Annotated in this window: 21 protein-coding genes and 1 tRNA gene; 20 read left to right on the top strand and 2 right to left on the bottom strand. The window is 61.9% G+C overall.

What is annotated here, in order from left to right:
* Position 1 precedes the first annotated feature (1 nt).
* The 8 genes from B9N88_RS29710 (at position 2) to B9N88_RS29675 (ending at position 7345) form a co-directional block, all read left to right on the top strand.
* Positions 2-77, top strand: a tRNA-Glu gene (locus B9N88_RS29710).
* A 182-nt stretch (positions 78-259) separates the two neighbouring features.
* Entirely contained in the window at positions 260-799 is a 540-nt protein-coding gene (locus tag B9N88_RS29705) for a TetR/AcrR family transcriptional regulator (protein ID WP_027604060.1), read from the top strand.
* 14 nt (positions 800-813) lie between these two features.
* Entirely contained in the window at positions 814-1647 is an 834-nt protein-coding gene (locus B9N88_RS29700; RefSeq protein ID WP_027604061.1) for an alpha/beta hydrolase, read from the top strand.
* Positions 1648-1686: 39 nt separating this feature from the next.
* The gene (locus B9N88_RS29695) at positions 1687-2121 is read left to right on the top strand and encodes an acyl-CoA thioesterase (protein WP_027604062.1); all 435 of its coding nucleotides are present in this window, start codon (positions 1687-1689) and stop codon (positions 2119-2121) included.
* Positions 2122-2176: 55 nt separating this feature from the next.
* Complete coding sequence (locus tag B9N88_RS29690; RefSeq protein WP_027604063.1) at positions 2177-3136, top strand: tRNA dihydrouridine synthase; 960 nt, start codon at positions 2177-2179, stop codon at positions 3134-3136.
* Between the two features lie 487 nt (positions 3137-3623).
* Positions 3624-4964 (top strand): pentapeptide repeat-containing protein, encoded by a 1341-nt coding sequence (locus B9N88_RS29685; protein WP_218188748.1) that lies wholly within the window; start codon positions 3624-3626, stop codon positions 4962-4964.
* A gap of 97 nt (positions 4965-5061) precedes the next feature.
* Positions 5062-6018 carry a hypothetical protein gene (locus B9N88_RS29680; RefSeq protein ID WP_043293333.1) on the top strand — a complete coding sequence of 319 codons (957 nt, stop codon included), beginning with the start codon at positions 5062-5064 and terminating at the stop codon, positions 6016-6018.
* Positions 6019-6088: 70 nt separating this feature from the next.
* Positions 6089-7345: a hypothetical protein gene (locus B9N88_RS29675; RefSeq protein WP_043293335.1), complete on the top strand. Its 1257-nt coding sequence runs from the start codon at positions 6089-6091 to the stop codon at positions 7343-7345.
* 3 nt (positions 7346-7348) lie between these two features.
* Here B9N88_RS29675 and B9N88_RS29670 read toward each other — a convergent pair whose 3' ends face one another.
* Positions 7349-10627 (bottom strand): EAL domain-containing protein, encoded by a 3279-nt coding sequence (locus B9N88_RS29670; RefSeq protein ID WP_027604066.1) that lies wholly within the window; start codon positions 10625-10627, stop codon positions 7349-7351.
* 66 nt (positions 10628-10693) lie between these two features.
* Entirely contained in the window at positions 10694-11584 is an 891-nt protein-coding gene (locus B9N88_RS29665) for a LysR family transcriptional regulator (protein WP_027604067.1), read from the bottom strand.
* A gap of 140 nt (positions 11585-11724) precedes the next feature.
* Here B9N88_RS29665 and leuC point away from each other — a divergent pair, with 140 nt between their 5' ends.
* The 12 genes from leuC to B9N88_RS29605 all read left to right on the top strand — a co-directional run bounded on the left by leuC (position 11725) and on the right by B9N88_RS29605 (position 25761).
* A complete protein-coding gene (gene leuC, locus B9N88_RS29660; RefSeq protein WP_027604068.1) occupies positions 11725-13143 on the top strand; it encodes a 3-isopropylmalate dehydratase large subunit in 1419 nt (472 codons plus the stop codon).
* Between the two features lie 10 nt (positions 13144-13153).
* Positions 13154-13798: a 3-isopropylmalate dehydratase small subunit gene (leuD, locus tag B9N88_RS29655; protein WP_027604069.1), complete on the top strand. Its 645-nt coding sequence runs from the start codon at positions 13154-13156 to the stop codon at positions 13796-13798.
* 129 nt (positions 13799-13927) lie between these two features.
* Positions 13928-14692: a class I SAM-dependent methyltransferase gene (locus tag B9N88_RS29650; RefSeq protein ID WP_027604070.1), complete on the top strand. Its 765-nt coding sequence runs from the start codon at positions 13928-13930 to the stop codon at positions 14690-14692.
* Between the two features lie 52 nt (positions 14693-14744).
* The gene (leuB, locus tag B9N88_RS29645; protein WP_017530190.1) at positions 14745-15827 is read left to right on the top strand and encodes a 3-isopropylmalate dehydrogenase; all 1083 of its coding nucleotides are present in this window, start codon (positions 14745-14747) and stop codon (positions 15825-15827) included.
* Between the two features lie 64 nt (positions 15828-15891).
* The gene (gene asd, locus B9N88_RS29640; protein WP_027604071.1) at positions 15892-17004 is read left to right on the top strand and encodes an aspartate-semialdehyde dehydrogenase; all 1113 of its coding nucleotides are present in this window, start codon (positions 15892-15894) and stop codon (positions 17002-17004) included.
* A 248-nt stretch (positions 17005-17252) separates the two neighbouring features.
* Complete coding sequence (locus tag B9N88_RS29635; protein ID WP_027604072.1) at positions 17253-18263, top strand: aspartate-semialdehyde dehydrogenase; 1011 nt, start codon at positions 17253-17255, stop codon at positions 18261-18263.
* Positions 18264-18426: 163 nt separating this feature from the next.
* Positions 18427-20988 carry a motility hub landmark protein FimV gene (locus B9N88_RS29630; protein WP_027604073.1) on the top strand — a complete coding sequence of 854 codons (2562 nt, stop codon included), beginning with the start codon at positions 18427-18429 and terminating at the stop codon, positions 20986-20988.
* A 140-nt stretch (positions 20989-21128) separates the two neighbouring features.
* The gene (gene truA / locus B9N88_RS29625; RefSeq protein WP_027604074.1) at positions 21129-21953 is read left to right on the top strand and encodes a tRNA pseudouridine(38-40) synthase TruA; all 825 of its coding nucleotides are present in this window, start codon (positions 21129-21131) and stop codon (positions 21951-21953) included.
* 64 nt (positions 21954-22017) lie between these two features.
* Entirely contained in the window at positions 22018-22650 is a 633-nt protein-coding gene (locus B9N88_RS29620; RefSeq protein WP_027604075.1) for a phosphoribosylanthranilate isomerase, read from the top strand.
* Between the two features lie 243 nt (positions 22651-22893).
* Entirely contained in the window at positions 22894-23814 is a 921-nt protein-coding gene (accD, locus tag B9N88_RS29615) for an acetyl-CoA carboxylase, carboxyltransferase subunit beta (RefSeq protein ID WP_027604076.1), read from the top strand.
* A complete protein-coding gene (folC, locus tag B9N88_RS29610; protein WP_027604077.1) occupies positions 23811-25118 on the top strand; it encodes a bifunctional tetrahydrofolate synthase/dihydrofolate synthase in 1308 nt (435 codons plus the stop codon). The genes accD and folC overlap by 4 nt, the downstream gene beginning before the upstream one ends.
* Positions 25102-25761, top strand: coding sequence for an SPOR domain-containing protein (locus B9N88_RS29605; protein ID WP_027604078.1), 660 nt, complete (start codon positions 25102-25104; stop codon positions 25759-25761). Before folC ends, B9N88_RS29605 begins: the two co-directional genes overlap by 17 nt.
* Positions 25762-25920: the final 159 nt, after the last annotated feature.

Raw genomic sequence — 25920 nt, 5'->3', positions numbered from 1 at the left:
TGTCCCCTTCGTCTAGTGGCCTAGGACACCGCCCTTTCACGGCGGTAACAGGGGTTCGAGTCCCCTAGGGGACGCCACGATTACCCGCTCTGCGGGATTTTTAAGGGTCATTCAATTATTGAATGGCCCTTTTGTTTGTCTGGCGTTTGGCCAATTCTCTCTCCCCATTCCCTTTGCTCTGCTGACCAGTGGTCATGCTTGTCGCTTGCTAAATATTATTATGGTAATAATATTCAACCCATGAAAGTCGGAGGCAACGATGAGCGATAAAAAAGCGCAAACCCGCGAACGTATTCTGCAAGCCGCCAGCGCTGCATTGACCCAGCGTGGTCCGGCCGAGCCTAGCGTGGGCGAAGTCATGGGCGCGGCGGGGCTGACCGTCGGTGGTTTCTACGCGCACTTCGAAAGCAAGGACGCCTTGATGCTGGAGGCGTTCACCCAGTTGTTGGCGCGGCGGCGTGCATCTATCGACGATATGGACGCACAGCTGACGGGAGAAGAGCGCAGGGGCCTGGTGGCGGCGTTTTATCTGTCACGCAAGCACCGCGATTCTACAGTCCAGGCATGCCCGATCCCGGCCACCGTGGGCGAGATGGCGCGGCTGCCGGACGCCTTCCGCGAGGCGCTGAGCGAGCATGTGGAACTGATGGCGGCCCAGCTTGCCGCGAGTCCCGAAGACACTGACAAAGCCTTGGCTGATATGGCGTTGATGATCGGCGGGCTGGCCTTGGCGCGTGCCCTGGGGCCGGGCGAGTTGTCGGACCGAGTGTTACGCGCGGCCAAGTCGGCTGTGCGCTAGAAGAGGGTGCGAGGATGGGCGCGTTAACCTGGATTCGTCGCTTCAACGGCACCGTTGGACACCTGGCACCGCAAACCGTCGCCAACAAGATGCGGCGTGCCTTCATGACGCCACGCGACCTGCCGCCACGTGACTGGGAGCTGCCGCTGCTGGCGCAATCGGAGCGCATCACCTTGCGTTTCGGCCTGTCGGCCCTGCGCTGGGGCCAAGGCCCTGCGGTGTTGTTGATGCACGGCTGGGAAGGCCGGCCAACCCAGTTCGCCAGCTTGATCACCGCGTTGGTAGGCAACGGTTACTCGGTGATTGCCCTGGACGGTCCGGCCCATGGTCGTTCGCCGGGACGGGAAGCTCACGTGCTGCTGTTCGCCCGAGCCATGCTGGAGGCGGCTGCCGAACTGCCGCCGCTGCACGCCGTGATCGGCCATTCCATGGGCGGCGCCAGTGCGATGCTGGCAGTGCAGTTGGGGCTGCGTACCGAGGCGTTGGTGAGCATCGCCGCACCGTCGCGCTTCCTGGATGTGCTGCGCGGCTTTACCACCATGGTCGGTCTGCCGGCGCGGGCACGCTCGGCGTTTATCCAGGAGGTGGAGTTGACGTTCGGCATGCCGCTCAAGCACCTGGATGTGGCCCACTACCAGATGAATATCCCCGGCCTGATCGTGCACGCCGAAGACGATACCTTTGTTCCGGTCAAGGCGTCTCAAGCCATCCACGAAGCCTGGTTCGACAGCCGCCTGCTGCGCCTGGAGCAAGGCGGGCACCAGAAAGTGCTGGCCGATCCCCGGGTGATCGAGGGCGTGCTGGCGCTGTTGGCCGGCTGTCGTCTACAGGACCGGCAAACCGCCTGATACACTGCTCCCGCCGACATCAATCGACTGGAGCAAGGCATGGGCTGGGATTTGGCAACGCCGTTTATCATCGATCTGCAGGTCGCCCCTGAAGACATCGACGGCCTGGGGCACGCCAATAATGCGGTGTACGTGTCCTGGCTGGAGCGCTGCGCCTGGCGCCATTCCCAGCGCCTGGGGCTGGACCTCACCGAGTACCGCCGCCTGGACCGTGCCATGGCCGTGGTGCGCCATGAAATCGATTACCTCGCGGCAGGCTACGAAGGCGATGAGCTGCAGCTGGCCACCTGGATCGTCGATTGGGACCAGCGCCTGAAGATGACCCGTCGTTTCCAGCTGGTACGCCCGCGTGACGGTGCGACCTTGCTGCGGGCTCACACCACCTTTGTCTGCATCGAATTGTCCAGCGGCAGGCCCAAGCGCATGCCGGCCGAATTTCTCGACGGTTATGGTCCCGCCCTGACAGGGGGTTAACGGTTGCCGCGGGAAACCCAGTAAACTGCGCCACGATTTTTGTTGAGTGTTTTCCATGCAAATTGCTTTGGCGCCCATGGAGGGGTTGGTCGACAACATCCTGCGGGACGTGTTGACCCGCGTGGGCGGTATCGACTGGTGCGTGACCGAGTTCATTCGCGTCAACGACCGCCTGCTCACCCCGGCGTATTTCCACAAGCTCGCCCCGGAACTGCTGCACGGTGCCCACACCGCAGCCGGTGTGCCGTTGCGCGTGCAATTGCTCGGTTCCGACCCGGTATGCCTGGCGGAAAACGCCGCCCTGGCCTGCGAGCTGGGTTCCGAGGTGATCGATCTGAACTTCGGCTGCCCGGCCAAGACCGTCAATAAGTCCCGCGGCGGTGCGGTGCTGCTCAAGGAGCCGGAGCTGCTCAACCAGATCGTCGAACACGTGCGTCGTGCCGTGCCGGCCCATATCCCGGTGACCGCCAAGATGCGCCTGGGCTTCGACAGCCCGGATGGCGCGCTGGTGTGTGCCACGGCCCTGGCCGAAGGCGGTGCGGCGCATATCGTGGTGCATGCGCGTACCAAGACCGATGGCTACAAGCCGCCAGCCCACTGGGAGTGGATTCCACGGGTACAGGAGGTGGTCAAGGTGCCGGTGTTCGCCAACGGCGATATCTGGAGCGTCGAAGACTGGCGGCGTTGTCGGGAGATCAGTGGTGTTGAAGACATCATGCTCGGTCGCGGCCTGGTGGCGCGTCCGGACCTGGCCCTGCAAATCGCCGCCGCGCGTGCAGGCGAAGACGTCGTGGAAATGACCTGGGCGCAAATGCAACCCATGCTCCAGGACTTCTGGACCCAGTCGGTCGCACAGTTGACCGAGCGCCAGGCCCCTGGCCGGTTGAAGCAGTGGCTGGCAATGCTGACGCGCAACTACCCCGAAGCTGTCGCGCTGTTTACCGCCTTGCGCCGCGAGACCGAACTGGAGCAGGTCAGCCGGTTGTTGGGGATGGATACTCCGGTCGCCGCCTGACCTTTCACCGCGCTGTGTCGAACGCCTGATATGTTTCACAGAAGGCTCCTTGTCGAAAGACAAGGAGCCTTCTGCGTTTAAAAGTCTTTGGATAAGGACTGAATCATTCTGCACGTTCTGGTGACTGTTCCTGCGACGCTTTGATGATTGCGGGTGGATGTTCTGTGCGTGTGAATTATCACAGTTCAACTATTAGTGGTGTGTTCAGTTATGTCTCTTAATTGCATGTCCAGCACTTTATGAGTGGGTATGTCTGTTAGTACGGCGCCGGTGCGCGATGAATCAAGATTTTCTTGGAATGACCATGGGGTAAAGTCTGAAAGTTCGCGTTGGTTTCCTTATGTGAGGCGCGATTTCTGGAACTCGATAGTCTCACGCTCCACGAAGTAGGGACTGTAAGGCAGCGCTGTTGTTTTCCAGTACATATAAATCCTGTCGCCACTCCTGGCGTGTAACCGCCGGGCGGCGCCCACTAAGGAGCGTATTCATGTCCATCTCGATTAATGGTTCACCCTCTGTAAAGGTTGAGACCCCACGTCATCATTTGCTGCCATCGACACCTGTTAAAAACAATGAGCCGCTGAGTTCTTCCAAGGCGGATCCAATATGGATTTCGCCTGCGCTTCGGCCTGATATTGCCCGAGCGCCTCACGGTGAAATGATGATCAACGCCGGAGCATTTTCAAAATTGTTCGACATGCTTGAGCAAGTCTTCAAAACCATGCGTGAGATGGTGTCGGGGAGAAACATGACCCCCGCCCTGGCCACACATTCCGATAAAACACCCAAGCACACGCCGGATATGACGACCCTGCTGAAAGTGAAGGCAGATCCAGCTCAGTTGACGGCGGTCAAGTCGGATACGACGACCCTGCTGAAAGGGAAGGCAGATCCAGCTCAGTTGACGGCGGTCACGTCGGATACGACGACCCAGTTGAAAGCAAAGGCAGATCCAGGCAAGTTGCCGCAGGCCGCGCCGGCCATGATGACTCAGCTGAAAGCAAAGGCAGAGCCCGCTCAGTTGACGGCGGTCACGTCGGATGCGACGACCCAGCTGAAAGCAAAGACGGAACCAGCCACGTTGCCGGGGACCACCCCGGACCTGGCGACCCAATTGAAAGTGAAGGTGGAACCAGGCACAACGCCCAGGGCTACATCGGATACGACGAACCAGCTGACAGTGAAAGTCGACAAAGGGACGCTTCAGTCGGTCCCTGTGCCCCATGTCAACGTGAGCAACGACTCGAATGCGCAGGTCAAGGTAGAGCTCAATATCGGCAATTGCCACTGTCCTGATACCCATGTGGAGCGCGACGGAGGAGGGGTCAATCCTCTTTCGGTGCCCACCCCCGGGGTGACTCCACAACCCGATGCCAAGGTGCCGCCCATCAGGCCTGAGGTACGGCTTAATGCTCACCCGTTGCACAGGCTCGACGTGACTCCACGGCACGACACCAAGTTGCCGGACACCAAGTTGTCGGACACCAAGTTGTCGGACACCAAGTTGTCGGACGCAAAGTTGTCGGACACCAAGTTGTCGGACGCAAAGTTGTCGGACTCCAAGGCTCCTGACGCCAAGGTGACACCACCCTCCAAAGCCAAGTCTTCAGGCATCCATCCTGGCGCGCTGCACCGGCTTGAATCGACGCCCCTGCCCGGAACTACACCGCGACCTGACACAAAGACCGTGACCTCGACCGATAACAGGCAGAAGGATATTCCAGATCAGTCAAAGCCCGAAGCGGACGTCACCAGTCCTGGCCCTGCTGAAAATGAGACTGACTTCAAGGGGTGGGCCTTTATCAACCGTCGTCGGTTAGGAAACTGATTCCTGCCATTGCGTCGCAACTTCTTGGATAAATAAAACGGTGTTTCTCCGGGCGGCACAGCGCTTGGAGAAATACTCGGAAAGTGGAGTGAACACCATGTCGTATTGTTCGATTCATAATATTGCGCGCGTAGTGAATGTTCGTCAGGCGTATAACAGAAACTTGCCGGCGGCCGTCAACGAACCTGCACCTTCCTATCGGTTTAAATCTATCGAGTTTGGTACAGGCGCTGCATCTGCTACCGCAGGCGGGCCACGCGGTCAGGCGGCGATAGGCGCCGATCCAGATCCGGCTGCCAGCGTTATTGCGTTGTTCACTTCGTTTTTTACGCAGTTATTTAATCTTCTAACGAGTAAAACGGATAAGTTGGTTCCCGATAGTACGCCGCGCCCTCAGGTAAATCCGACCGTCGAGCCCGTCGTGCCGCCGGAGCCGCAACCCAAACAGTATGTGCCTATACCGAACCTGTCGGATAAACGTAATGGCGCAAAACCTGACAATATCTGGAGTGGGTTTCGTCAAGGCCCGGATGGTAACTGTGTCACGGTATCGGCCATCAAGGCAGCCATGTACAAGTTCGGCCAAAGTCCAACGGATATCTATAAAGAGGTGATCAAGACAAGTGATGGTTACCGGGTGACGATGCGCGATGATTTTGTACTTAACTTGACGGATCAAGAGTTAAAAATTGGCGCCGCGGCTTCGCGTTTTATCGGCCGCGATAAAGGCATGCTCAAGGACGCGCAATTCCTGTTCGCCGTCAGTGCCAAGCGTGCGCAGATGGAAAACAACGACGGCTGGGCGAGCCGCAGTTATCCCGCCGGCGTGAGAAGCTTGAACAATGGGGAGGATGAGTTTGGGCCAGGCGAGGGTTTCCTGCGTCTGGGCCTCAGGAAGCACATGAAGAGGGTGAGTGTGCGAGATCTCGCCAGGGGGCAGCTGGGCATGTGCAATCGAGCCTTCCATTCCGTGGCGGTGATCAATGGCCGCGAAGAGATGTATGGGCGCCAGGGTTCCGCGCCGACTCGTGGGGACGCCATCGCATTGGTGTGATGTGCGCGTGCAAGAGGTGCGGCCAGTGCCCTGGCTGTACGTTTTCGTCCAGCCTTGAGTGAGCAGTCCGATGAACACTTTGATTGAGGGGCATCGCACGGTCATTGCAAAACGGCTGCCTGAGCATGGTTCAAGTATGGTCCGCTCCGGGGCCGGGATGAGCCTTGATGGGCCTGTGAATGCATTCGCAGCCGCCGAGCGTCGATTCGGCGAAAATATGGACTGCAGTACTCACGTGGCGGTTATCAAACTGATGATGATGACCCTCGGCCCGCGTCCCTCCGATGTCTTCCACCAGGTAACCCAGGCAGGTGAAGGTTATGCCGTCACCATGAAGGATCAATACAGGGTGCATGTGTCCCAGGCAGAGCTTGAACAGGTCACCCGGGCGTCAAGGTTCACAGGGCAGGACCCTGATGCGCTGAAGCACGCCAACTTCATGTTGGCGGCCTTTGTAAAGCGCAAGCAGCAACTGGGCGGCTACGCGACGTTCGACGCCGCCCTGGCGAAGACCCTTGAGGGCGAGACAAGCAAGCGTTGCCTGGAGGGAATGGGCGTGTATGGGGTGTCGCGATGGGTTGCCGCCCGCGACATGGTCGGCAGGGATTTGGCCTGGGTCCGCCAGACCCATGACTTCGGAGCGGCGCTCGTGGTGGGCGGCGCCAATCACACGCACGGCGAAGGTTACGGTTATGTGCTGTTTGATGATCGTGAGACTCCACCGCAGCGTGACAGGGGCCTGGCTCAGGTATCGGAAAGTATCCGGCACGCCGATATCTGGAGCGGTTTTTATCAAGGTGTGGAGGGCAATTGCGTGACGGTGTCGGCGATCAAGGCGGCTATCACCCGTTTCCCCGAAGGCATCTACACGGCCATCTACAGAACGCCAGCCGGATGCGAAGTGACCATGCGCGATGGCTTCCGGTTGCGCTTGAGCCATGAGGAACTGAGGCAGGCTACCGCCGCGTCGAACTTCTATGGCAGCAACCCGGTATTGCTGGATTACGCCAACTTCCTCTATGCCTGCAGCGCCAAGCGGGCGCAGTTGGAGAACAACGATTTCCGTGCGGGGAGAAGCTTTACGGCGGCCCTGGAAACCCTCAACGATGGCGAATACCCCGGTGAGGCTCTCCAGCGCCTGGGCCTGTTCGGTTACATCCGTAACAGCACTGTCGAGGAGTTGGTCAACGGTGCAATCGGTACGATTGCAGACGGTTGGCATTCCGTGGTGGTCGTCAAAGGGATGCTGGACCTGTATGGGCAAAAGTACGCCTTGAACGAGTCGCCCTGGCGGCGCAAAACGCTTACTGCGTTGAAGCTGGTGTAAGGGCTAGACCAACAACCGCCGAAATCCTTCGATCGGCAGTGGCCGACTGTGCAAATACCCCTGGAACAAATGGCAGCCCAGCTTTTGCAGGAACGCCAATTGCTCCGGGGTTTCCACGCCTTCGGCAATCACCGTCAGGTTCAGGCTGCGGGCCATGGCCACGATGGCGCGGATGATTTCGGCGTCGTTGGGGTCATGGGTCGCGTCGCGTACGAAGGACTGGTCGATCTTCAGCGCATCCACCGGCAGGCGCTTGAGGTACGTCAGCGATGAGTAGCCGGTACCGAAGTCATCCATGGCAAAACTGACACCGAGCTTCTTCAGGCGGCGCATCTTCGCCACGGTGTCGTCCAGGTTCTGAATCACGATGCCTTCGGTGATTTCCAGTTTCAGCAGGTTGCAGGGCAGTTGATGCCGCTTGAGGCTGCGCTCCACCCGTTCGACAAAGTCGTTCTGGCGAAACTGCCGGGGGCTGATGTTCACGCACAGGCTGAAATTCAGCGGGTCCACCAAGCCTTCGGCAATCAGCTGTGCAAAGGCGGCGCAGGCCTCGTCGAGGATCCAGGTACCCACTTCGAGGATCAGGCCGCTGTCCTCCAGGACCTTGATGAATTCGGACGGCGACTGCGCGCCCAGCTGCGGATGCTGCCAGCGCACCAGGGCCTCGGCGCCGACGATCCTGTTGCCGCGCGCATCCACCTGGGGTTGGTAATGCACGCTGAACTCGCCGCGTGACAGGGCCAGGCGCAGGTCGGTTTCCATGCGCAGGCGCTCGCTGGCGGCCTTTTGCATGCTGTTATGGAACATCTGCGTGGTGTTGCGCCCCGAATCCTTGGCCCGGTACAGGGCGATGTCGGCGCGCTTGAGCAGGTCCGCCGGGGTCGTGCCATGGTCGGGAATCAACGCCACGCCGATGCTTGGCGTGACCTGCAGGCGATGGCCATCGAGGAACATCGGCTCCGAAAGCAATTCGCGCAGGGTATCGGCCAGTTCCTGCACCTGGGTGCTGACTTGCGTGCGCGTGCCATCCAGGCCGCTGAGCAGTACCACGAACTCATCGCCGCCCAGGCGCGCCACCGTGTCCTCCATGCGCACGCTGGCTTCCAGGCGCGCGGTGACGATTTTCAGCACGGTGTCGCCCACCGGGTGGCCGAGGGAATCGTTGATGTGCTTGAAATGGTCGAGGTCGAGAAACAGCAGGGCGCCGCGCAGGTTATGGCGCTTGAGCAAGGCGATCTGTTGGCTCAGGCGATCCATCAGCAGCGCACGGTTGGGCAGGTTGGTCAGCGGGTCGTGATAGGCCAGGTGACGGATCTGCGCCTGGGCGTTTTTGAGCAGGCTCACGTCCCGCGCGGTCAGCAGCAGGCACGGGGTTTCATTGAGGGTGATCGGCTCGACCGAGACTTCTACCGCCAACACGTCGCCGCGTTTATTGTGCCAGAGCATTTCCAGGTGAGGGATGCGCCCCTTGATCTGCAATTCGGCCAACAAGGCGGAACGCTGGTTTTCATCGGCCCAGATGCCGATCTGGTACAGCGTCAGGCCGATGGCTTCTTCGGCGCGGTAGCCGGTGAGGCGGCAGAAGCCATCGTTGACCTCCACATAACGGCCGGTGTCGCGCTCGGTGATGGAGATGGCGTCGGGGCTGGAATGGAAGGCCTTGGCGAATTTCTCCTCGCTGGCCTTCAGCGCGGCCTCCGAGCGTTGTTGCTGGGTAATGTCGCGCAACGTGGTGACGATGCACGGCTGGTCGCCCACCTTGATCAGCCGGCTGGAAATCATGCAGGTCAGGGTTTGGCCGTTCTTGTGGTGCACCACGATGGCCACATTGCTCAACGCCTGGTCGCGAATCACCTGTTCGATACGCTGCAGGCGTTTGCTTGACTCGTCCCACAGGCCGATCTGCTCGGCGCTCTTGTCGATCACCTCGGCCGCCGTCCAGCCAAACGTCTGGGTGAAGGCGGGGTTGATCTCGATGAACGCGCCACTGTCCAGGCAGGTGACGCAGATGGGATCGGGGCTGGCCTGGAACAGGCTGGCGAACTTTTCTTCGGAGGCGGTCAGGCGTTGTTCGCGCTCCACCTGGTCGGTGATGTCCAGCAGGGTGCCGGCCATGCGCAGCGGCGCCCCTTGCTCGTCTCGGTAGAGGCGGGCGCGGCTTTCCAGGTAGCGCGAGCTGCCGTCTTCCAGTGGCACGCGGTAAGTCAGTTGGTAATTGCCGGCCGGGCCTTCGCGCAGGGTGCGATAAGCGTTGCGCATGTTCTCGCGCTCTTGCCTGGGCATGCCCTCGAAAAACGCTTCGAAGGATTCATGGAAGGGCTCGGGCGGCAGGCCGTGCAGTTGAGCGGCGCGGGCCGAGCCGTAGAGCATGCCGGTGGGGATGTGCCAGTCCCACGTGCCCAGTTGTGCCGAGTCCAGGGCCAGGTCCAGGCGCTCCTGGCTGTCCTTGAGGGCGTTTTCGGCGTTTTTGCGCTCGGTGGTGTCGAGAAAGGTGCTGATCAAGTAGGCCTCGCCCTCCAGCTCGACCTTTTGCGCGCTGAGGGTGCCATCGTGGATCTGGCCGTTGCTGGCGCAGAACTGCACTTCCATGGTGATGGGTTCGCCTTTGCGCTGGGTGGCCTGGACCAGTTGCGCACGTTGTTCGGGGTGGCGCCACAGGCCCAGGTCCAGGGTGGTGCGGCCGATGGCATCGGCCACCGGCCAGCCGAAAAGCATCTCGAAATACTGGTTGGCTTCGCTGATCAGGCCGTCGGACTGGCGGGTCAACAGCACCATGTTCGGGCACAGGTGAAACAGCGTGGCGAAGCGTTTTTCGGAATGGCTGAGGGCGTGCTCTCGCTCGCGCTGGCGAGTGGTCTCGCGGATCACGCCGATCATGCGGCGCCGACCGGCCTTGTCCGGTGCCAGGCTGCCGTTGATCTCCAACCAGTGATACGTGCCGTCCGGCCATTGGATGTGATGGTGCATGGCCTGCTCGAACGGCTCGCCGGCCAGCACCGCATGAAAGGCGCGCACCACCCGGGAGCGATCCGACGGCGCCAGCAGGTCGAGGTAATCCAGGTCCTTGGGCAGTGGTTGGCGCGGGTCGAAGCCGAACAGCGCCTGGGTGCCCCGTGACCAGCTGATACGGCCCGTGTCGATTTCCCAGCACCACGCGCCCAGCCGGGCCGCATTCAGGGCTGCCAGCAGTTGCGGGGCGCTGTCCCAGCTCTGCTCCGCCTGCTGGGGGTCCAGGGCGTAGATGCGGGGCAGGGGAGGTAGAGGGTCGACAGGGTTGCGCATTATCAAAGGGCCTTGGCTCGATGGGCAAACAGCGCGGTTTTATTCACAACCTGGTGCCGCACGGCGTCATACCGGTATCACTGGCAGATCCACCTGTGCATCCAACAGGCTCATGAACGCCCGCGCAGCGTTCGACAGTGTCCTTTCGGTGTGCACGATATAGCCTAGCTGGCGACTGAGTTGTATGCCCGGCAAAGCGATGCTCGCCACCTGATCATCGAGCATGGTGCGCGGCAAGACGCTCCAGGCCAGGCCGATGGAGACCATCATCTTGATGGTTTCCAGATAGTTGGTACTCATCGCGATGTTCGGCGTAAGGCCCTGGGCCTCGAACAGACGGCTGACAATATGGTGGGTAAAGGTATTACCGCCAGGGAAAACCGCCGGGTGGCCAGCAATATCGGCCAGGCTGACGTCGCGGTTGCCGGTGAGGCTGTGCTCCGGCGCCACCACGAAATCCAGCGGGTCGTCCCACACCGGGGTGGCGCTTACCAGGTGATGGGGGGCGGGCGCCAGGGTGATCACCGCCACTTCGGCGCGGCCGTGGAGGATTTCTTCGTAGGCCACTTCCGAATCGAGAAACTGAATATCCAGGGCCACGTTCGGGTATTCCCGGGTGAAGGTGCGCAGGATCGGTGGCAAACGATGCAGGCCGATATGGTGGCTGGTGGCCAAAGTGAGGCGGCCGCTGACTTCTCCCGTGAGGTTGGTGAGGGCGCGGCGGGTGTCGTCCAGCACGTTGAGAATCTGATAAGCGCGCGGCAGCAAGGCCCGGCCGGCTTCGGTCAAGCCGACTTCACGGCCCAGGCGATCGAACAGTCGCACCTTCAATTGCTGTTCCAGGCCGGCGATGCGCTTGCTGATGGCCGGCTGGGTCAGGTGCAGGCGTTCACCTGCGCCGGAGAAGCTGCCGGTCTCGGCGATGGCAATAAAGGCATTGAGGTTGGCCAGGTCCATGGTTGTATTCCAGTTGGTAATCCAAAGCATAAAAAATATGAATTTGAGTTATTTAATGTAGCGCCATACCATCAGCCTCACAAGCCAAAGGGTTATTGAAAAGCCCGGCGCATAGAAACACCGCTGATGAGGACCGACTGATGGCCGGCAAAACGCTTTACGACAAGCTTTGGGATTCCCATGAAGTGAAACGGCGCGACGATGGCTCGTCGCTGATCTATATCGACCGTCACATCATCCATGAAGTGACCTCGCCCCAAGCGTTCGAAGGCCTGCGGCTGGCCGGGCGCAAGCCCTGGCGCGTCGACTCGATCATCGCCACCCCGGACCACAACGTACCGACCACCCCGGAGCGCAAGGGCGGGATCGACGCCATTGTCGACACCGTGTCGCGCTTGCAGGTGCAGACCCTCGACGACTACTGCGACGAATATGGCATCACCGAATTCAAGATGAATGACGTGCGTCAAGGGATCGTCCACGTGATCGGCCCGGAGCAGGGCGCCACCTTGCCGGGCATGACCGTGGTCTGCGGCGACTCCCACACTTCCACCCACGGTGCGTTTGGCGCCCTGGCCCACGGCATCGGCACCTCGGAGGTGGAGCATGTGTTCGCCACCCAGTGCCTGGTCGCCAAGAAAATGAAGAACATGCTGGTGCGTGTCGAAGGCACCTTGCCGTTCGGCGTGACCGCCAAGGACATCGTGCTCGCCGTGATCGGCAAGATCGGCACCGCCGGCGGTAACGGCCATGCCATCGAGTTCGCCGGCAGCGCCATTCGCGACCTGTCCATCGAAGGCCGCATGACCATCTGCAACATGTCCATCGAAGCCGGTGCCCGCGTGGGCATGGTGGCGGCGGACGAGAAAACCGTTGAATACGTGAAGGGGCGCCCATTTGCACCGCAAGGCGCCGATTGGGACGCCGCGGTCGAAGCCTGGAAAGACCTGGTGTCCGACGCCGATGCGGTGTTCGACACCGTGGTTGAACTCGATGCTGCCCAGATCAAGCCGCAGGTCAGCTGGGGCACTTCGCCGGAAATGGTCCTGGCCGTCGACCAGAACGTGCCGGACCCGGCGCAGGAAGCCGACCTGGTCAAGCGCGGTTCCATCGAGCGCGCCTTGAAGTACATGGGCTTGAAGGCCAACCAGGCGATCACTGACATCCAGTTGGATCGCGTGTTTATCGGCTCCTGCACCAACTCGCGGATCGAAGACCTGCGCGCGGCGGCAGTGATCGCCAAGGGCCGCAAAGTCGCCTCGACCATCAAGCAGGCCATCGTGGTGCCAGGCTCGGGCCTGGTAAAAGCCCAGGCTGAGGCCGAAGGCCTGGACAAGATCTTCCTCGAAGCCGGTTTCGAGTGGCGTGAGCCGGGCTGCTCGATGTGCCTGGCGATGAACCCGGATCGCCTGGAGTCGGGCGAGCATTGCGCGTCCACCTCCAACCGTAACTTCGAAGGGCGTCAGGGCGCGGGTGGCCGTACCCACCTGGTCAGCCCGGCCATGGCCGCCGCCGCTGCCGTCAACGGTCGTTTCATCGACGTTCGCGAATTGATCTGAGGAAAACCCGATGAGAGCTTTTACCCAACACACCGGTTTGGTCGCGCCGTTGGACCGTGCCAACGTCGACACCGACCAGATCATCCCCAAGCAGTTCTTGAAGTCGATCAAACGCACCGGTTTCGGCCCCAACCTGTTCGACGAATGGCGCTACCTGGACGTGGGCTACGCCTACCAGGACAACTCCAAGCGCCCGCTGAACAAGGACTTCGTGCTCAACGCCGAGCGCTACCAGGGCGCCAGCGTGTTGCTGGCCCGGGAAAACTTCGGTTGCGGTTCCAGCCGCGAGCACGCGCCGTGGGCCCTGGAAGAATATGGCTTTCGCAGCATCATCGCGCCGAGTTATGCCGACATCTTCTTCAACAACAGCTTCAAGAACGGCCTGTTGCCGATCATCCTGACCGACGAAGAAGTCGACGAGCTGTTCAAGCAAGTGGAAGCCGATGTGGGCTACCAGTTGACCATCGACCTGGCTGCGCAAACCGTGACCCGTCCGGACGGCAAGGTGTACCACTTTGAGGTGGACGCCTTCCGCAAGCACTGCCTGATCAACGGCCTGGACGATATCGGCCTGACCTTGCAGGACGGCGATGCGATTGCCGCGTTCGAAGCCAGGCACCGGGCGAGCCAGCCCTGGTTGTTTCGTGACGCATAAATTGATGTAGGCAGGACCGGCCTCATCGGGGGCAAGCCCCCTCCACAGGGGGAACGCATTCCAAATGTGGGAGGGGGCTTGCCCCCGATAGGGCCGGTACCAGCAACACAACCCTTGAAGGATGCCACCATGACCAGCACCGCCCACACCCAAGTCGTGCAAAAACAATTCGGCGAACAGGCATCTGCCTACCTGAGCAGTGCCGTGCACGCCCAAGGCACCGAATTCGCGCTGCTCCAGGCTGAACTGGCCGGGCAGGGCCATGCACGGTTGCTGGACCTGGGCTGCGGTGCCGGTCATGTGAGTTTCCATATGGCGCCATTGGTCAAGGAAGTGGTGGCCTACGACCTGTCCCAGCAGATGCTCGATGTGGTGGCCGCCGCTGCGCAAGATCGCGGTCTCACCAATATCGGCACCGTAAACGGCGCCGCCGAGCGCCTGCCGTTCGCCGATGGCGAATTCGACTTCGTGTTCAGCCGTTATTCGGCGCACCATTGGAGCGACCTCGGCGTGGCGCTGCGCGAAGTGCGCCGCGTGCTCAAGCCGGGCGGCGTGGCGGCGTTTGTCGATGTCTTGTCACCGGGCAGCCCGTTGCTGGACACTTACCTGCAAACCGTCGAAGTGCTGCGCGACACCAGCCACGTGCGTGACTACTCCGCCGCCGAATGGATGCGCCAGCTCAGCGAAGCCGGCTTGCACGTACGCAACAGCAGCCGCCAGCGCCTGCGCCTGGAATACACCTCGTGGGTCGAACGCATGCGCACACCGCAAGTGTTGCGCGCCGCGATCCTGGAGCTGCAGCAGGCGATGGGCCAGGAAGTGCGCGATTACTACGAGATTCAGGCCGACGGCACTTTCAGCACCGACGTGCTGGTGGTCTGGGCCGAACGCTGATTAATTTTCCCGACCTGCCCACGGGCAGGTCGCTCGATGAAATGAGGAACCCATGAGCAAGCAGATTCTGATTCTCCCTGGCGACGGTATTGGTCCGGAAATCATGGCCGAAGCGGTCAAGGTCCTGGAGCTTGCCAACAGCAAGTACAGCCTGGGCTTCGAATTGAGCCACGACGTGATCGGCGGCGCTGCCATCGACAAGCACGGCGTGCCCCTGGCCGACGAAACCCTGGACCGCGCCCGCGCCGCCGATGCGGTGCTGCTTGGCGCCGTGGGTGGCCCGAAGTGGGACAAGATCGAGCGTGATATCCGCCCTGAGCGCGGCCTGCTGAAAATCCGCGCGCAACTGGGCCTGTTCGGCAACCTGCGCCCGGCGATCCTCTACCCGCAACTGGCCGACGCATCGAGCCTGAAGCCGGAAGTGGTAGCGGGCCTGGATATCCTGATCGTGCGTGAACTGACCGGCGGTATCTACTTTGGCTCGCCACGGGGCGTGCGCGAGTTGGAGAATGGTGAGCGCCAGGCCTACGACACCCTGCCGTACAGCGAGAGCGAAATCCGCCGTATCGCCCGCGTCGGTTTCGACATGGCCCGTGTGCGTGGCAAGAAGGTCTGCTCGGTGGACAAGGCCAACGTCCTGGCCTCCAGCCAACTGTGGCGCGAAATTGTCGAAGAAGTGGCCAAGGACTACCCGGACGTCGAGCTGAGCCACATGTACGTCGACAACGCCGCCATGCAACTGGTCCGTGCGCCGAAGCAGTTCGACGTGATCGTCACCGACAACCTGTTCGGCGACATCCTGTCCGACCAGGCGTCGATGCTCACCGGTTCCATCGGCATGCTGCCGTCGGCGTCCCTGGACACCAATAACAAGGGCATGTACGAGCCTTGCCACGGCTCGGCGCCGGACATTGCGGGCCAGGGCATTGCCAACCCGCTGGCGACCATCCTGTCGGTCTCGATGATGCTGCGTTACAGCTTCAACCTGAGCGACGCCGCGGATGCGATCGAGAAGGCCGTGAGCCTGGTGCTGGACCAGGGCCTGCGCACCGGCGACATCTGGTCGCAGGGTTGCACCAAGGTGGGTACGCAGGAAATGGGCGACGCAGTAGTCGCCGCGCTGCGGAATCTGTAATCTCTCGGGCCCGCTTGCAGTTGTTGCTGCAAGGCGGCCCACTTTTTAACAAGGTGTAGTTGCGATGAAACGTGTAGGTCTGATCGGTTGGCGCGGTATGGTCGGTTCCGTGCTCATGCAGCGGATGCTGGAAGAGCAGGATTTCGATCTTATTGAGCCGGTGTTTTTCACCACTTCGAACGTAGGTGGCCAAGGGCCGTCCGTGGGCAAGGATATTGCCCCGCTCAAGGACGCCTACAGCATTGAAGAGCTGAAAACCCTCGACGTGATCCTCACCTGCCAGGGTGGCGACTACACCAGCGAAGTCTTCCCCAAGCTGCGTGAAGCCGGCTGGCAGGGTTACTGGATCGACGCCGCCTCGAGCCTGCGCATGCAGGACGACGCCGTGATCATCCTCGACCCGGTCAACCGCAAGGTCATCGACCAGCAGCTGGATGCCGGCACCAAGAATTATGTGGGCGGCAACTGCACCGTCAGCCTGATGCTGATGGGCCTGGGCGGCCTGTTCGAAGCCGGCCTGGTCGAGTGGATGAGCGCCATGACTTATCAGGCAGCTTCCGGTGCCGGCGCGCAGAACATGCGTGAGCTGATCAAGCAGATGGGCGCGACCCACGCCGCTGTCGCCGATCAACTGGCCGACCCGGCCAGCGCGATCCTCGACATCGACCGCCGTGTGGCCGAAGCCATGCGCAGCGATGCCTACCCGACCGAGAACTTCGGTGTGCCATTGGCCGGCAGCCTGATCCCGTGGATCGACAAAGAGCTGCCGAACGGCCAGAGCCGCGAAGAGTGGAAGGCCCAGGCCGAGACCAACAAGATCCTCGGCCGGTTCAAGAGCCCGATCCCGGTGGATGGCATCTGCGTGCGCATCGGCGCCATGCGCTGCCACAGCCAGGCGCTGACCATCAAGCTGAACAAAGACGTGCCGATCGCTGATATCGAAGGGCTGATCAGTCAGCACAACCCCTGGGTCAAGCTGGTGCCGAACAACCGCGACATCAGCATGCAGGAGCTGAGCCCGACCAAGGTCACCGGCACCCTGAATGTACCGGTGGGCCGTCTGCGCAAGCTGAACATGGGCACCCAGTACCTGGGGGCGTTCACCGTCGGCGACCAACTGCTGTGGGGCGCGGCGGAGCCGCTGCGTCGCATGCTGCGGATCTTGCTGGAGCGTTGATCGCTTGAAGCAATAATAGAAACCCGCGTTCTGGTGACAGGCGCGGGTTTTTTATTGTTCTTTCGGGCGCTATCGGGGGCAAGCCCCCTCCCACAGTGAACAGCATTTCAACGTTGGAACTCGGTTGAATGTGGGAGGGGGCTTGCCCCGATAGCGCCATCAGCCACTCCACCAGCCCCAGGTTAATTGCCTCACTCCCGGCCACCCGGTAAAGTGCCGCTCCCCCCGCAATGCCCGAGGCAGCCCCCATGACCCAGACCTTTGAAATTGCCGTGATCGGTGCCACCGGTACGGTCGGCGAAACCCTGGTGCAGATTCTCGAAGAGCTGGCATTCCCGGTGGGCACCCTGTACCTGCTGGCGGGCAGTAATTCTGCTGGCGCCTCGGTACCGTTTCGCGGCAAGAACGTACGGGTCAAGGAGGTCGACGAATTCGATTTCAGCAAGGCGCAACTGGCCTTCTTCGCCGCAGGCCCGGCAGTCACCCTGAGCTTCGCGCCGCGAGCCACGGCGGCGGGTTGCTCGGTGATCGATTTGTCGGGAGCCTTGCCCGCCGAGCAGGCGCCCCAGGTGGTGCCGGAAGCCAATGCCCATGTCCTCGACGGCCTGGAAAAACCGTTCCAGCTCGGCAGCCCGAGCCCGTCCGCCACCAACCTGGCGGTGGTGCTGGCGCCGTTGCGCGGCTTGCTGGACATCCAGCGTGTCGCCGTCACTGCCAGCCTGGCAGTGTCTGCCCAGGGCCGCGAAGCCGTCAGCGAATTGGCCCGTCAGACCGCCGAGCTCCTGAACGTGCGCCCTCTGGAACCTAAGTTCTTTGACCGGCAAATGGCCTTCAACTTGTTGGCACAAGTCGGCACGCCAGACGCCCAAGGGCATACCGCCTTGGAAAAGCGCCTGGTTCACGAGCTGCGCGCAGTCCTGGAGTTACCTTTGCTAAAGATTTCCGCAACTTGCGTTCAAGCCCCGGTGTTTTTTGGCGATAGCCTGACTGTGTCGTTGCAATTGGGCGCGGCAGTCGATCTTGCCGCCGTCAACCGCGCATTGGAGGCCGCGCCGGGTATCGAGCTGGTAGAAGAGGGGGATTACCCTACAGCCGTGGGCGACGCAGTGGGCCAGGATGTGGTCTATGTAGGCCGGGTGCGCGCAGGAGTGGATGACGCGGCTGAACTAAATCTGTGGCTGACGTCAGATAACGTACGCAAGGGCGCCGCCCTTAACGCCGTGCAACTGGCGCAGTTGTTGATAAAACGCCTTGCGTAAAAGATACTTGGCGGCAATTTGTAGATTGATTCTAACCAGGCGCTATGCTTGGCCCCAAGCAGGAACAATTGCGCGTCGGTGACCTATCGGCTCGCCATGCCTTATGGCAAGCGGTTACCAACCTTCTCGCAGGCCGGGGAGTGTTCAAACAAAGGATGAGGCTATGGTTCAAGTTCGCAAACTGGTGTTAGCAATAGCGGCCGCCTCGGCGCTGTCCTCCGGTATGGCGCAGGCGCTGCAGCTGGGGGAAATGACCCTTAAATCGAAGTTGAACCAGCCGTTGTCGGTGGAAATCGAATTGCTCGATGTCGGTGGCCTCACGGCGTCCGAGATCACCCCGAGCCTGGCCTCATCCCAGGCGTTCGTGGACGCGGGCGTCGATCGCCAGGCGTTTCTCGATGACCTGACGTTTACCCCGGTCATCAATCCCAGTGGTCGCAGCGTGGTGCGCGTCACCTCCAGCAAGCCGCTGCCGGATTCCTACGTACGTTTCCTGCTGCAGGTGCAATGGCCCAATGGCCGCCTGATGCGCGACTACAGCGTGTTGCTCGACCCTGCCAAGTTCGACCAGTCGACTTCGACCTCCGCAGCACCTGCACCACGCGTGGGAGCGCCCGCCCGCACTGCGCCCGCTGTGAGCAAGCCGGCCCAGCACACCACCACGTCCCGCGACACCCTGTGGGAAATTGCGCAGAAGCACCGCAATGGCGGCTCGGTGCAGCAGACCATGCTGGCCATTCAGGCCCTCAACCCCGACGCCTTTGTCGACGGCAATATCAACCGCCTGAAAACCGGCCAGGTGCTGCGCCTGCCGGACACCGTACAAAGCACGGCGTTGCCGCAACCTCAGGCAATCGCCGAAGTGAGGGTACAAAATGCCGCCTGGCGCCAGGGTCGGCGCGGGGCTACCAATCAGGCGGCCGGCAAGCAGCAACTGGACGCCACCAAGCGTGCCCAGGCCGGCAACGCGCCGTCGACCACCAATGCCCAGGACAACCTGAGCCTGGTCTCGGCTGAAGCAGCCAAGAAAGGCGGCAAGGGCAAGGCCGGCGACAGCCAGGTCCTGAGCGACAAGCTGGCGATGACCCAGGAGCAACTGGACACCACTCGCCGCGATAACGAAGAGCTCAAGAGCCGTGCCGCAGATCTGCAAAGCCAGTTGGATAAACTGCAAAAGTTGATTCAACTGAAAAACGATCAACTGGCCCGTTTGCAGGCAGAAAAAGGCGACCCGGCCGTAGCGGCGACGGCAGCGATGCCCGCACAGCTGGCAAGCGACCCGGCCGCCACGCCGGCAGCACCCGCTGCACAGCCCGCCGCGACAACCCCAACCCCGGCGGCGCCGGCACCTGAGGCGGCTAAACCGGCCGCGGCACCTGACACCACGGAAGGCAAGTTCAATGATCTGCTGACCAACCCGGTTGTCCTCGGTGTGATCGGCGGCGCGGCTGGCCTGGTGGTGTTGCTGCTCCTGCTGCTGTGGGCGCGCCATCGCAACGCCCGTCGTGAAGAGGAAAAGCACTTGCGCATGGCGCGGGCGCTGGCTGAAGAGCCGGAATTTACCTCGAACATCGAACAGGACCTGCCGTCGGACAGTTTCGAAGGCCTCGAAGTGCCGCCGCCGAACGTCAAGCTGGCAGCCGCTCCGGCACCTGCTCCAGTGGTTGCGCCGGCGGTAGCGGTTCCGACGGTTGCCTCCGTGCTCGCGCCGCTGGCCGCTGCCGTGGCCCCGCAAAACGCCAACGATGCCCTGGCGCAAGCCCAGTCCCATATCGACCGTGGTCATCTGAACCAGGCCGCCGATGTGCTGGAGCAAGCGATCAAGCACGAGCCCAAGCGCAGCGACCTGCGGTTGAAGCTGATGGAAGTCTACGGCCTGCAAAGCGACAAGGACGGTTTCGTGACCCAGGAGCGTCAACTGGTGGCCAATGGTGAAAACCATGCCCAGGTCGAGCAGCTCAAGTCGCGCTTTCCTGCGATGGCGGTATTGGCGGCGGGCGTCAGTGCCGCGGTTGCCGCCGCGGCACTCGACGCGCAGTACGTCAAGGACCTGCTGGAAGACAAACCGGCCGTCCCGGCCACCGAGCCCGATGCACTCGACACCGATTTCGACCTGAGCCTGGATGAGCTGGAGGCGGCTTCGCCAGCCAGCCTGGACGACGAACAGACGTTTGCAGCGCTCCTGGAACAGCAGTCGGCGTCCAAGGCCGGCGAGGAAAACCTGTCGGACTTCGACCTGGACCTGCAACTCAATGACCCGGCGTCCGAGCAGTCCGACGACGACTTCCTTTCCGGTCTTGAGGATCAGATGAAGGATGTGTCGGCAGTGGAGCCGCCGACGCTGACCCCATCGGCGCTGGATGACTTCGATTTGCCGGAGGATTTCGACCTGTCCCTGGCGGATGAGCCAGAAGCAGCCGCCAAGCCGGATGCCTTCGCTTCGGAGCTGGACGATGTCAACGCCGAGCTGGAGCGCCTGTCCCAGAGCCTGGAAAGTCCGCCCATCGAACCTTCCTTTACCGCTGAGGACGCGGCGCTGGGCGATGATGAGCCAGAGTTCGATTTCCTGTCCGGTACGAATGAAGTCGCCACCAAGCTCGATCTCGCCCAGGCCTATATCGACATGGGGGATGCCGACGGCGCGCGGGACATCCTCTCCGAAGTGCTCACCGAAGGTGATGAGGCGCAGCGCGGCGAGGCCAAGGAAATGCTCGGCAAAATCTGAATGTCGATGCCGGTGCGGTGTGGGAAGGTCAATCCCCAACAAAAGCGCACGCCACGCAGCTGGCGCATTTATAATGGCCGCCTTCGCGCAACTCATCAGGCTCTCAGTTCTTGGCAAATATAGATAACCCGGCCGCCGAAATGGCGGCCGCTGGCTTTTACCGCATCGCCCTCGGCGTGGAATACAAAGGCTCGCGCTATCGCGGCTGGCAGCGCCAGGCGTCAGGCGTGCTGACGGTGCAGGAAACCCTGGAGAAGGCGCTGTCGAAAGTGGCTGACTCCCCGGTGTCGTTGATGTGCGCCGGGCGTACCGATGCCGGTGTGCATGCCTGCGGTCAGGTGGTGCACTTCGATACCCAGGCCGAACGCACGATGAAGGCCTGGGTGATGGGTGCCAATATCAATTTGCCCCATGACGTCAGCGTCAGTTGGGCCAAGGTCATGCCTGCGCACTTTCATGCGCGTTTCAAGGCGATTGCCCGGCGTTATCGCTATGTGATCTACAACGACCAGATCCGTCCCGCGCACCTCAACGAAGAAATCACCTGGAACCACCGTCCGCTGGATGCCGAGCGCATGGCCGAGGCTGCGCAGCATCTGGTAGGGGTGCATGATTTCAGTGCGTTTCGTGCCGGCCAGTGCCAGGCCAAGTCGCCGATCAAGGAAGTCCACCACCTGCGGGTGACTCGCCACGGCAAGATGATTGTGCTGGACATCCGCGCCGGCGCCTTCCTGCACCATATGGTGCGCAACATTGCGGGCGTATTGATGACCATCGGCACCGGCGAGCGCCCGGTGGAATGGGCCAGGGAAGTGCTGGAAAGCCGCATTCGCCGCACGGGCGGCGTCACGGCGCATCCGTTTGGCCTGTACCTGGTGGATGTGGAGTACCGCGACGAGTTCGAACTGCCGCAGCGTTTCATCGGGCCACACTTCCTCACAGGGTTCAGTGAACTTGGCGGCTGACGCCCGGAAAAGCTTTTGTTACCATCCGGGACTTTATCGGTCCAACCCCTGAGGTTTCTACGACATGCCTGCCGTTCGCAGCAAGATTTGCGGGATTACCCGCATAGAAGACGCGCTGGCGGCAGTCGAGGCGGGGGCGGATGCCATTGGCCTGGTGTTTTATGCCAGGAGCCCACGGGCGGTGAATGTGTTGCAGGCGCGGGCGATCATTGCGGCGCTGCCGCCGTTCGTGACCACCGTGGGCTTGTTCGTCAACGCCAGCCGCTGCGAACTCAACGAAACCCTGGATGCCGTGCAGTTGGATATGCTGCAGTTTCACGGTGACGAAACCCCGGATCAATGTGAAAGCTACCAACGCCCGTATATCAAGGCGTTGCGGGTCAAGGCGGGTGACGATATCGCGAGGGCCTGCGCTGCCTATTCCGGCGCGCGTGGCATTCTGCTGGACACGTATGTCGAAGGCGTACCCGGTGGTACCGGCGAAGCGTTCGATTGGTCGCTGATCCCCGAAGGATTGAGCAAGCCGATCATCCTGGCCGGGGGGCTCAACCCTGGCAATGTCGGTGCGGCGATTCAACAGGTCCGGCCGTATGCCGTGGATGTCAGCGGTGGGGTAGAGCAAGGCAAGGGCATCAAGGATCACGACAGGATTCGCGCATTCATGCACGCGGTGCGCAACAGCAGTGACGGGATGTGACGGCTGGCAGTCTGCCGCCGTCCATAACTACCGCTGTGTAAAACAGCGCGGCGTCGCCTGAGGGCGGCCCGGAAATGAAGTGGCAACCTGCACTGGCAGGTTGTCTGGAAGGCTGAGGATGCAGGCTGGAAATGGCAGGTCGAACGTCTGACCCCGTCCAGCCTGCGTCATCGCCACATATGAATTTAGCTCAAGGGCATACGCGGGGCTGTGTTCAAGCCACCGGTACTGGAGAAAGAAAGCATGAGCAACTGGTTAGTAGACAAACTGATCCCTTCGATCATGCGTTCCGAGGTGAAGAAAAGCTCGGTTCCTGAAGGTCTGTGGCACAAGTGCCCATCCTGCGACGCGGTGCTGTACCGCCCCGAGCTGGAAAAGACCCTGGATGTTTGCCCCAAGTGCAACCACCACATGCGTATCGGCGCCCGCGCCCGCATCGACATCTTCCTCGACGCCGACGGCCGTAACGAGCTGGGCGCCGACCTGGAGCCGGTCGACCGTCTCAAGTTCCGCGACGGCAAGAAGTACAAGGACCGCCTGACCGCTGCGCAAAAGCAGACCGGTGAGAAGGACGCGTTGATTTCCGTCAGCGGCAAGCTGCTGGGCATGCCGGTGGTAGTGTCGGCGTTCGAGTTCTCCTTCATGGGCGGCTCCATGGGTGCCATCGTCGGCGAGCGCTTCGTGCGCGCCGCCAACTACGCCCTGGAAAACCGTTGCCCGATGATCTGCTTCGCCGCCTCCGGTGGTGCGCGGATGCAGGAAGCGTTGATCTCCCTGATGCAAATGGCCAAGACCTCTGCGGTGCTGGCGCGTCTGCGCGAAGAAGGCATTCCGTTCATCTCCGTGCTGACCGACCCGGTCTACGGCGGTGTTTCCGCCAGCCTGGCGATGCTCGGCGACGTGATCGTCGGTGAGCCGAAAGCGTTGATCGGCTTTGCCGGCCCGCGCGTGATCGAGCAGACCGTGCGCGAAAAACTGCCGGAAGGCTTCCAGCGCAGCGAGTTCCTGCTGGAGCACGGCGCAATCGACCTGATCATTCCGCGCGGTGAGCTGCGTCCACGCCTGGGTAGCCTGCTGGCGCAGATGATGGGCCTGCCGACACCTGTTTACGTCGCGCCTAAAGTCGAGCCGATCGTTGTGCCGCCGGTGCCTGCGAACCTATGACCCAACGTACCCTGGGCGAATGGCTCGCCTACCTCGAGCAGTTGCATCCGTCCGCCATCGACATGGGCCTGGAGCGCTCGCAACAGGTAGCGGCCCGCCTTGGGTTGGGCCGGCCGGCGCCGCGTGTGATCACGGTGACCGGCACCAACGGCAAGGGCTCTACCTGTGCCTTTGTTGCCGCGCTGCTGCAGGCCCAGGGGCTGAAAGTCGGCGTGTACAGCTCGCCGCACTTGCTGCGTTACAACGAGCGGGTGCAACTCAATGGTGTCGAAGCCAGCGATGAGCAACTCTGCGAAGCCTTCGCCGCACTTGATGCCGGGCGCGGTGAGATTTCCCTGACTTACTTCGAAATGGGCACCCTGGCGGCGTTCTGGCTGTTCGAGCGTGCGCAGCTGGATGTGGTCGTATTGGAAGTGGGCCTGGGCGGGCGCCTGGACACCGTCAACGTGGTGGATGCCGACCTGGCGCTGGTCACCAGTATTGGCGTGGACCATGCCGACTACCTGGGGGATACCCGCGAGTCCGTGGCCTATGAAAAGGCCGGGATTTTCCGCCCGGGCAAGCCTGCGCTGTGCGGTGACCTGGATCCGCCGCAGCCCTTGCTGGACAAGGTGCGTGAGCTGGGCTGCCCATTCTTCCTGCGTGGCCGCGAATTCAATCTTGAAATCGGTGACCGGCATTGGCAGTGGCGCGGCCGGGATGCCCGTGGGCTGGTTGTAGAGCTGCGTGATCTGCCCTTGCTGAACCTGCCGATGGAGAACGCCGCGCTCGCGCTGCAAGCCTATCTGTTGCTGGACCTGCCTTGGCAGGCTGGGCAGATTGCTGCGACTTTGCTGGCGACTCGCGTGGTGGGACGCCTGGATCGTCGTGCGTTCGACTGGCACGGCAAGCGCCTGAACCTGATGCTGGATGTGGGGCATAACCCCCATGCAGCGCAATACCTGGCCAAGCGCCTGGCACGCACGCCGCCGGCGGGGCGTCGCCTGGCTGTATTCGGTTTGCTCGCCGATAAGGACCTGGAGGGCGTGGTTGCGCCGTTGCTGGACAGTGTCCAGGCTTGGGCGGTAGCGCCGCTGGATACGCCCCGCAGTCGTCCGGCCCATGAGCTTGAGATCGCGTTACAGAACCTTGGTGTGCCGGTGGCGTCGTATGCAAGCGTGACTGCTGCCCTGGAGGCGCAGTGCGCGGTGGCGACGGCCGAGGACGAGATTCTGTTGTTCGGATCATTTTATTGTGTTGCCGAGGCGCTTGAGTGGTTGGCCCGGCGCTCCACGGAGGAAGCTGCACATGGCATTACTGGATAGCGCATACAAGCAGCGAATGGTGGGAGCCCTGGTGCTGGTGGCATTGGCGGTGATTTTCCTGCCGATGCTGTTTTCCCGCCAGGACGAGCAGCGCCAGGTGGTTGTCGAGGCTCCGGCTGCGCCCCAGGCACCGGCGGTGCCGCAAGTGCAGGTGGAGCCGGTGGTGGTGCCTGAGCCGCAGGCGTTGCCGGAAGAAGAACCGGTGCCGACCGACGATGAGGTGGCTGCGCAGCAGGCGCCGTCGATGCCGGTGCAGCCAAGCGTGCCGGTGGTCAAGCCGACACCTGCTCCGGCGGTCGCCGCCAAGCCGGCGACACCTGCGCCTGCACCCAAGCCTGTAGCGCCGCAGCCTGCCGCGCCGGGCAAGCCGGATGTTGGGCAAAGCCGTATCGACCCGAATGGTCTGCCGATCAGTTGGTCGATCCAGGTGGCCAGCCTGGGCAATCGTGAAGGCGCCGACGCCTTGCAGAAGAAGCTGCGTGCCCAGGGCTACAACGCCTACATCCGTAGCGCCGACGGCAAGAACCGGGTGTTTATCGGGCCGCTGATCGAGCGCGCCGAGGCGGATCGGCTGCGGGATTTGCTGGACCGTCAGCAAAACCTGAAGGGCTTCGTGACCCGCTTCCAGCCTGAGCGCGGCTGAGTCCGTGGAATGCAATCCAATGTGGGAGGGGGCAAGCCTCTCCCACATTGGTTTTGCAGTGGGGTTGAAATCCGGCTGGCTCGCCACAAACTATTGATTTGCAAAGCAGCCGCAATCACAGCTTACCGACAGCCCGACGCTCTGCTAAAATGCGCCGCC

The organism is Pseudomonas sp. LAMO17WK12:I1 (assembly GCF_900177315.1).
Taxonomy (GTDB): domain Bacteria; phylum Pseudomonadota; class Gammaproteobacteria; order Pseudomonadales; family Pseudomonadaceae; genus Aquipseudomonas; species Aquipseudomonas marginalis.
The sequence above is the reverse complement of the archived record's forward strand: the minus strand, read 5'-3'. Positions and strand labels throughout refer to the sequence as shown.

Coding starts and splice junctions, on each gene's coding strand:
- folC (WP_027604077.1), top strand. CDS start 23,811: ATGACCCAACGTACCCTGGGCGAATGGCTCGCCTACCTCGAGCAGTTG.
- B9N88_RS29680 (WP_043293333.1), top strand. CDS start 5,062: ATGTCGTATTGTTCGATTCATAATATTGCGCGCGTAGTGAATGTTCGT.
- B9N88_RS29665 (WP_027604067.1), bottom strand. CDS start 11,584: ATGGACCTGGCCAACCTCAATGCCTTTATTGCCATCGCCGAGACCGGC.
- asd (WP_027604071.1), top strand. CDS start 15,892: ATGAAACGTGTAGGTCTGATCGGTTGGCGCGGTATGGTCGGTTCCGTG.
- B9N88_RS29695 (WP_027604062.1), top strand. CDS start 1,687: ATGGGCTGGGATTTGGCAACGCCGTTTATCATCGATCTGCAGGTCGCC.
- B9N88_RS29605 (WP_027604078.1), top strand. CDS start 25,102: ATGGCATTACTGGATAGCGCATACAAGCAGCGAATGGTGGGAGCCCTG.
- B9N88_RS29630 (WP_027604073.1), top strand. CDS start 18,427: ATGGTTCAAGTTCGCAAACTGGTGTTAGCAATAGCGGCCGCCTCGGCG.
- B9N88_RS29705 (WP_027604060.1), top strand. CDS start 260: ATGAGCGATAAAAAAGCGCAAACCCGCGAACGTATTCTGCAAGCCGCC.
- leuD (WP_027604069.1), top strand. CDS start 13,154: ATGAGAGCTTTTACCCAACACACCGGTTTGGTCGCGCCGTTGGACCGT.
- B9N88_RS29670 (WP_027604066.1), bottom strand. CDS start 10,627: ATGCGCAACCCTGTCGACCCTCTACCTCCCCTGCCCCGCATCTACGCC.
- leuC (WP_027604068.1), top strand. CDS start 11,725: ATGGCCGGCAAAACGCTTTACGACAAGCTTTGGGATTCCCATGAAGTG.
- leuB (WP_017530190.1), top strand. CDS start 14,745: ATGAGCAAGCAGATTCTGATTCTCCCTGGCGACGGTATTGGTCCGGAA.
- B9N88_RS29685 (WP_218188748.1), top strand. CDS start 3,624: ATGTCCATCTCGATTAATGGTTCACCCTCTGTAAAGGTTGAGACCCCA.
- B9N88_RS29635 (WP_027604072.1), top strand. CDS start 17,253: ATGACCCAGACCTTTGAAATTGCCGTGATCGGTGCCACCGGTACGGTC.
- B9N88_RS29675 (WP_043293335.1), top strand. CDS start 6,089: ATGAACACTTTGATTGAGGGGCATCGCACGGTCATTGCAAAACGGCTG.
- truA (WP_027604074.1), top strand. CDS start 21,129: ATGGCGGCCGCTGGCTTTTACCGCATCGCCCTCGGCGTGGAATACAAA.
- B9N88_RS29700 (WP_027604061.1), top strand. CDS start 814: ATGGGCGCGTTAACCTGGATTCGTCGCTTCAACGGCACCGTTGGACAC.
- accD (WP_027604076.1), top strand. CDS start 22,894: ATGAGCAACTGGTTAGTAGACAAACTGATCCCTTCGATCATGCGTTCC.
- B9N88_RS29690 (WP_027604063.1), top strand. CDS start 2,177: ATGCAAATTGCTTTGGCGCCCATGGAGGGGTTGGTCGACAACATCCTG.
- B9N88_RS29620 (WP_027604075.1), top strand. CDS start 22,018: ATGCCTGCCGTTCGCAGCAAGATTTGCGGGATTACCCGCATAGAAGAC.
- B9N88_RS29650 (WP_027604070.1), top strand. CDS start 13,928: ATGACCAGCACCGCCCACACCCAAGTCGTGCAAAAACAATTCGGCGAA.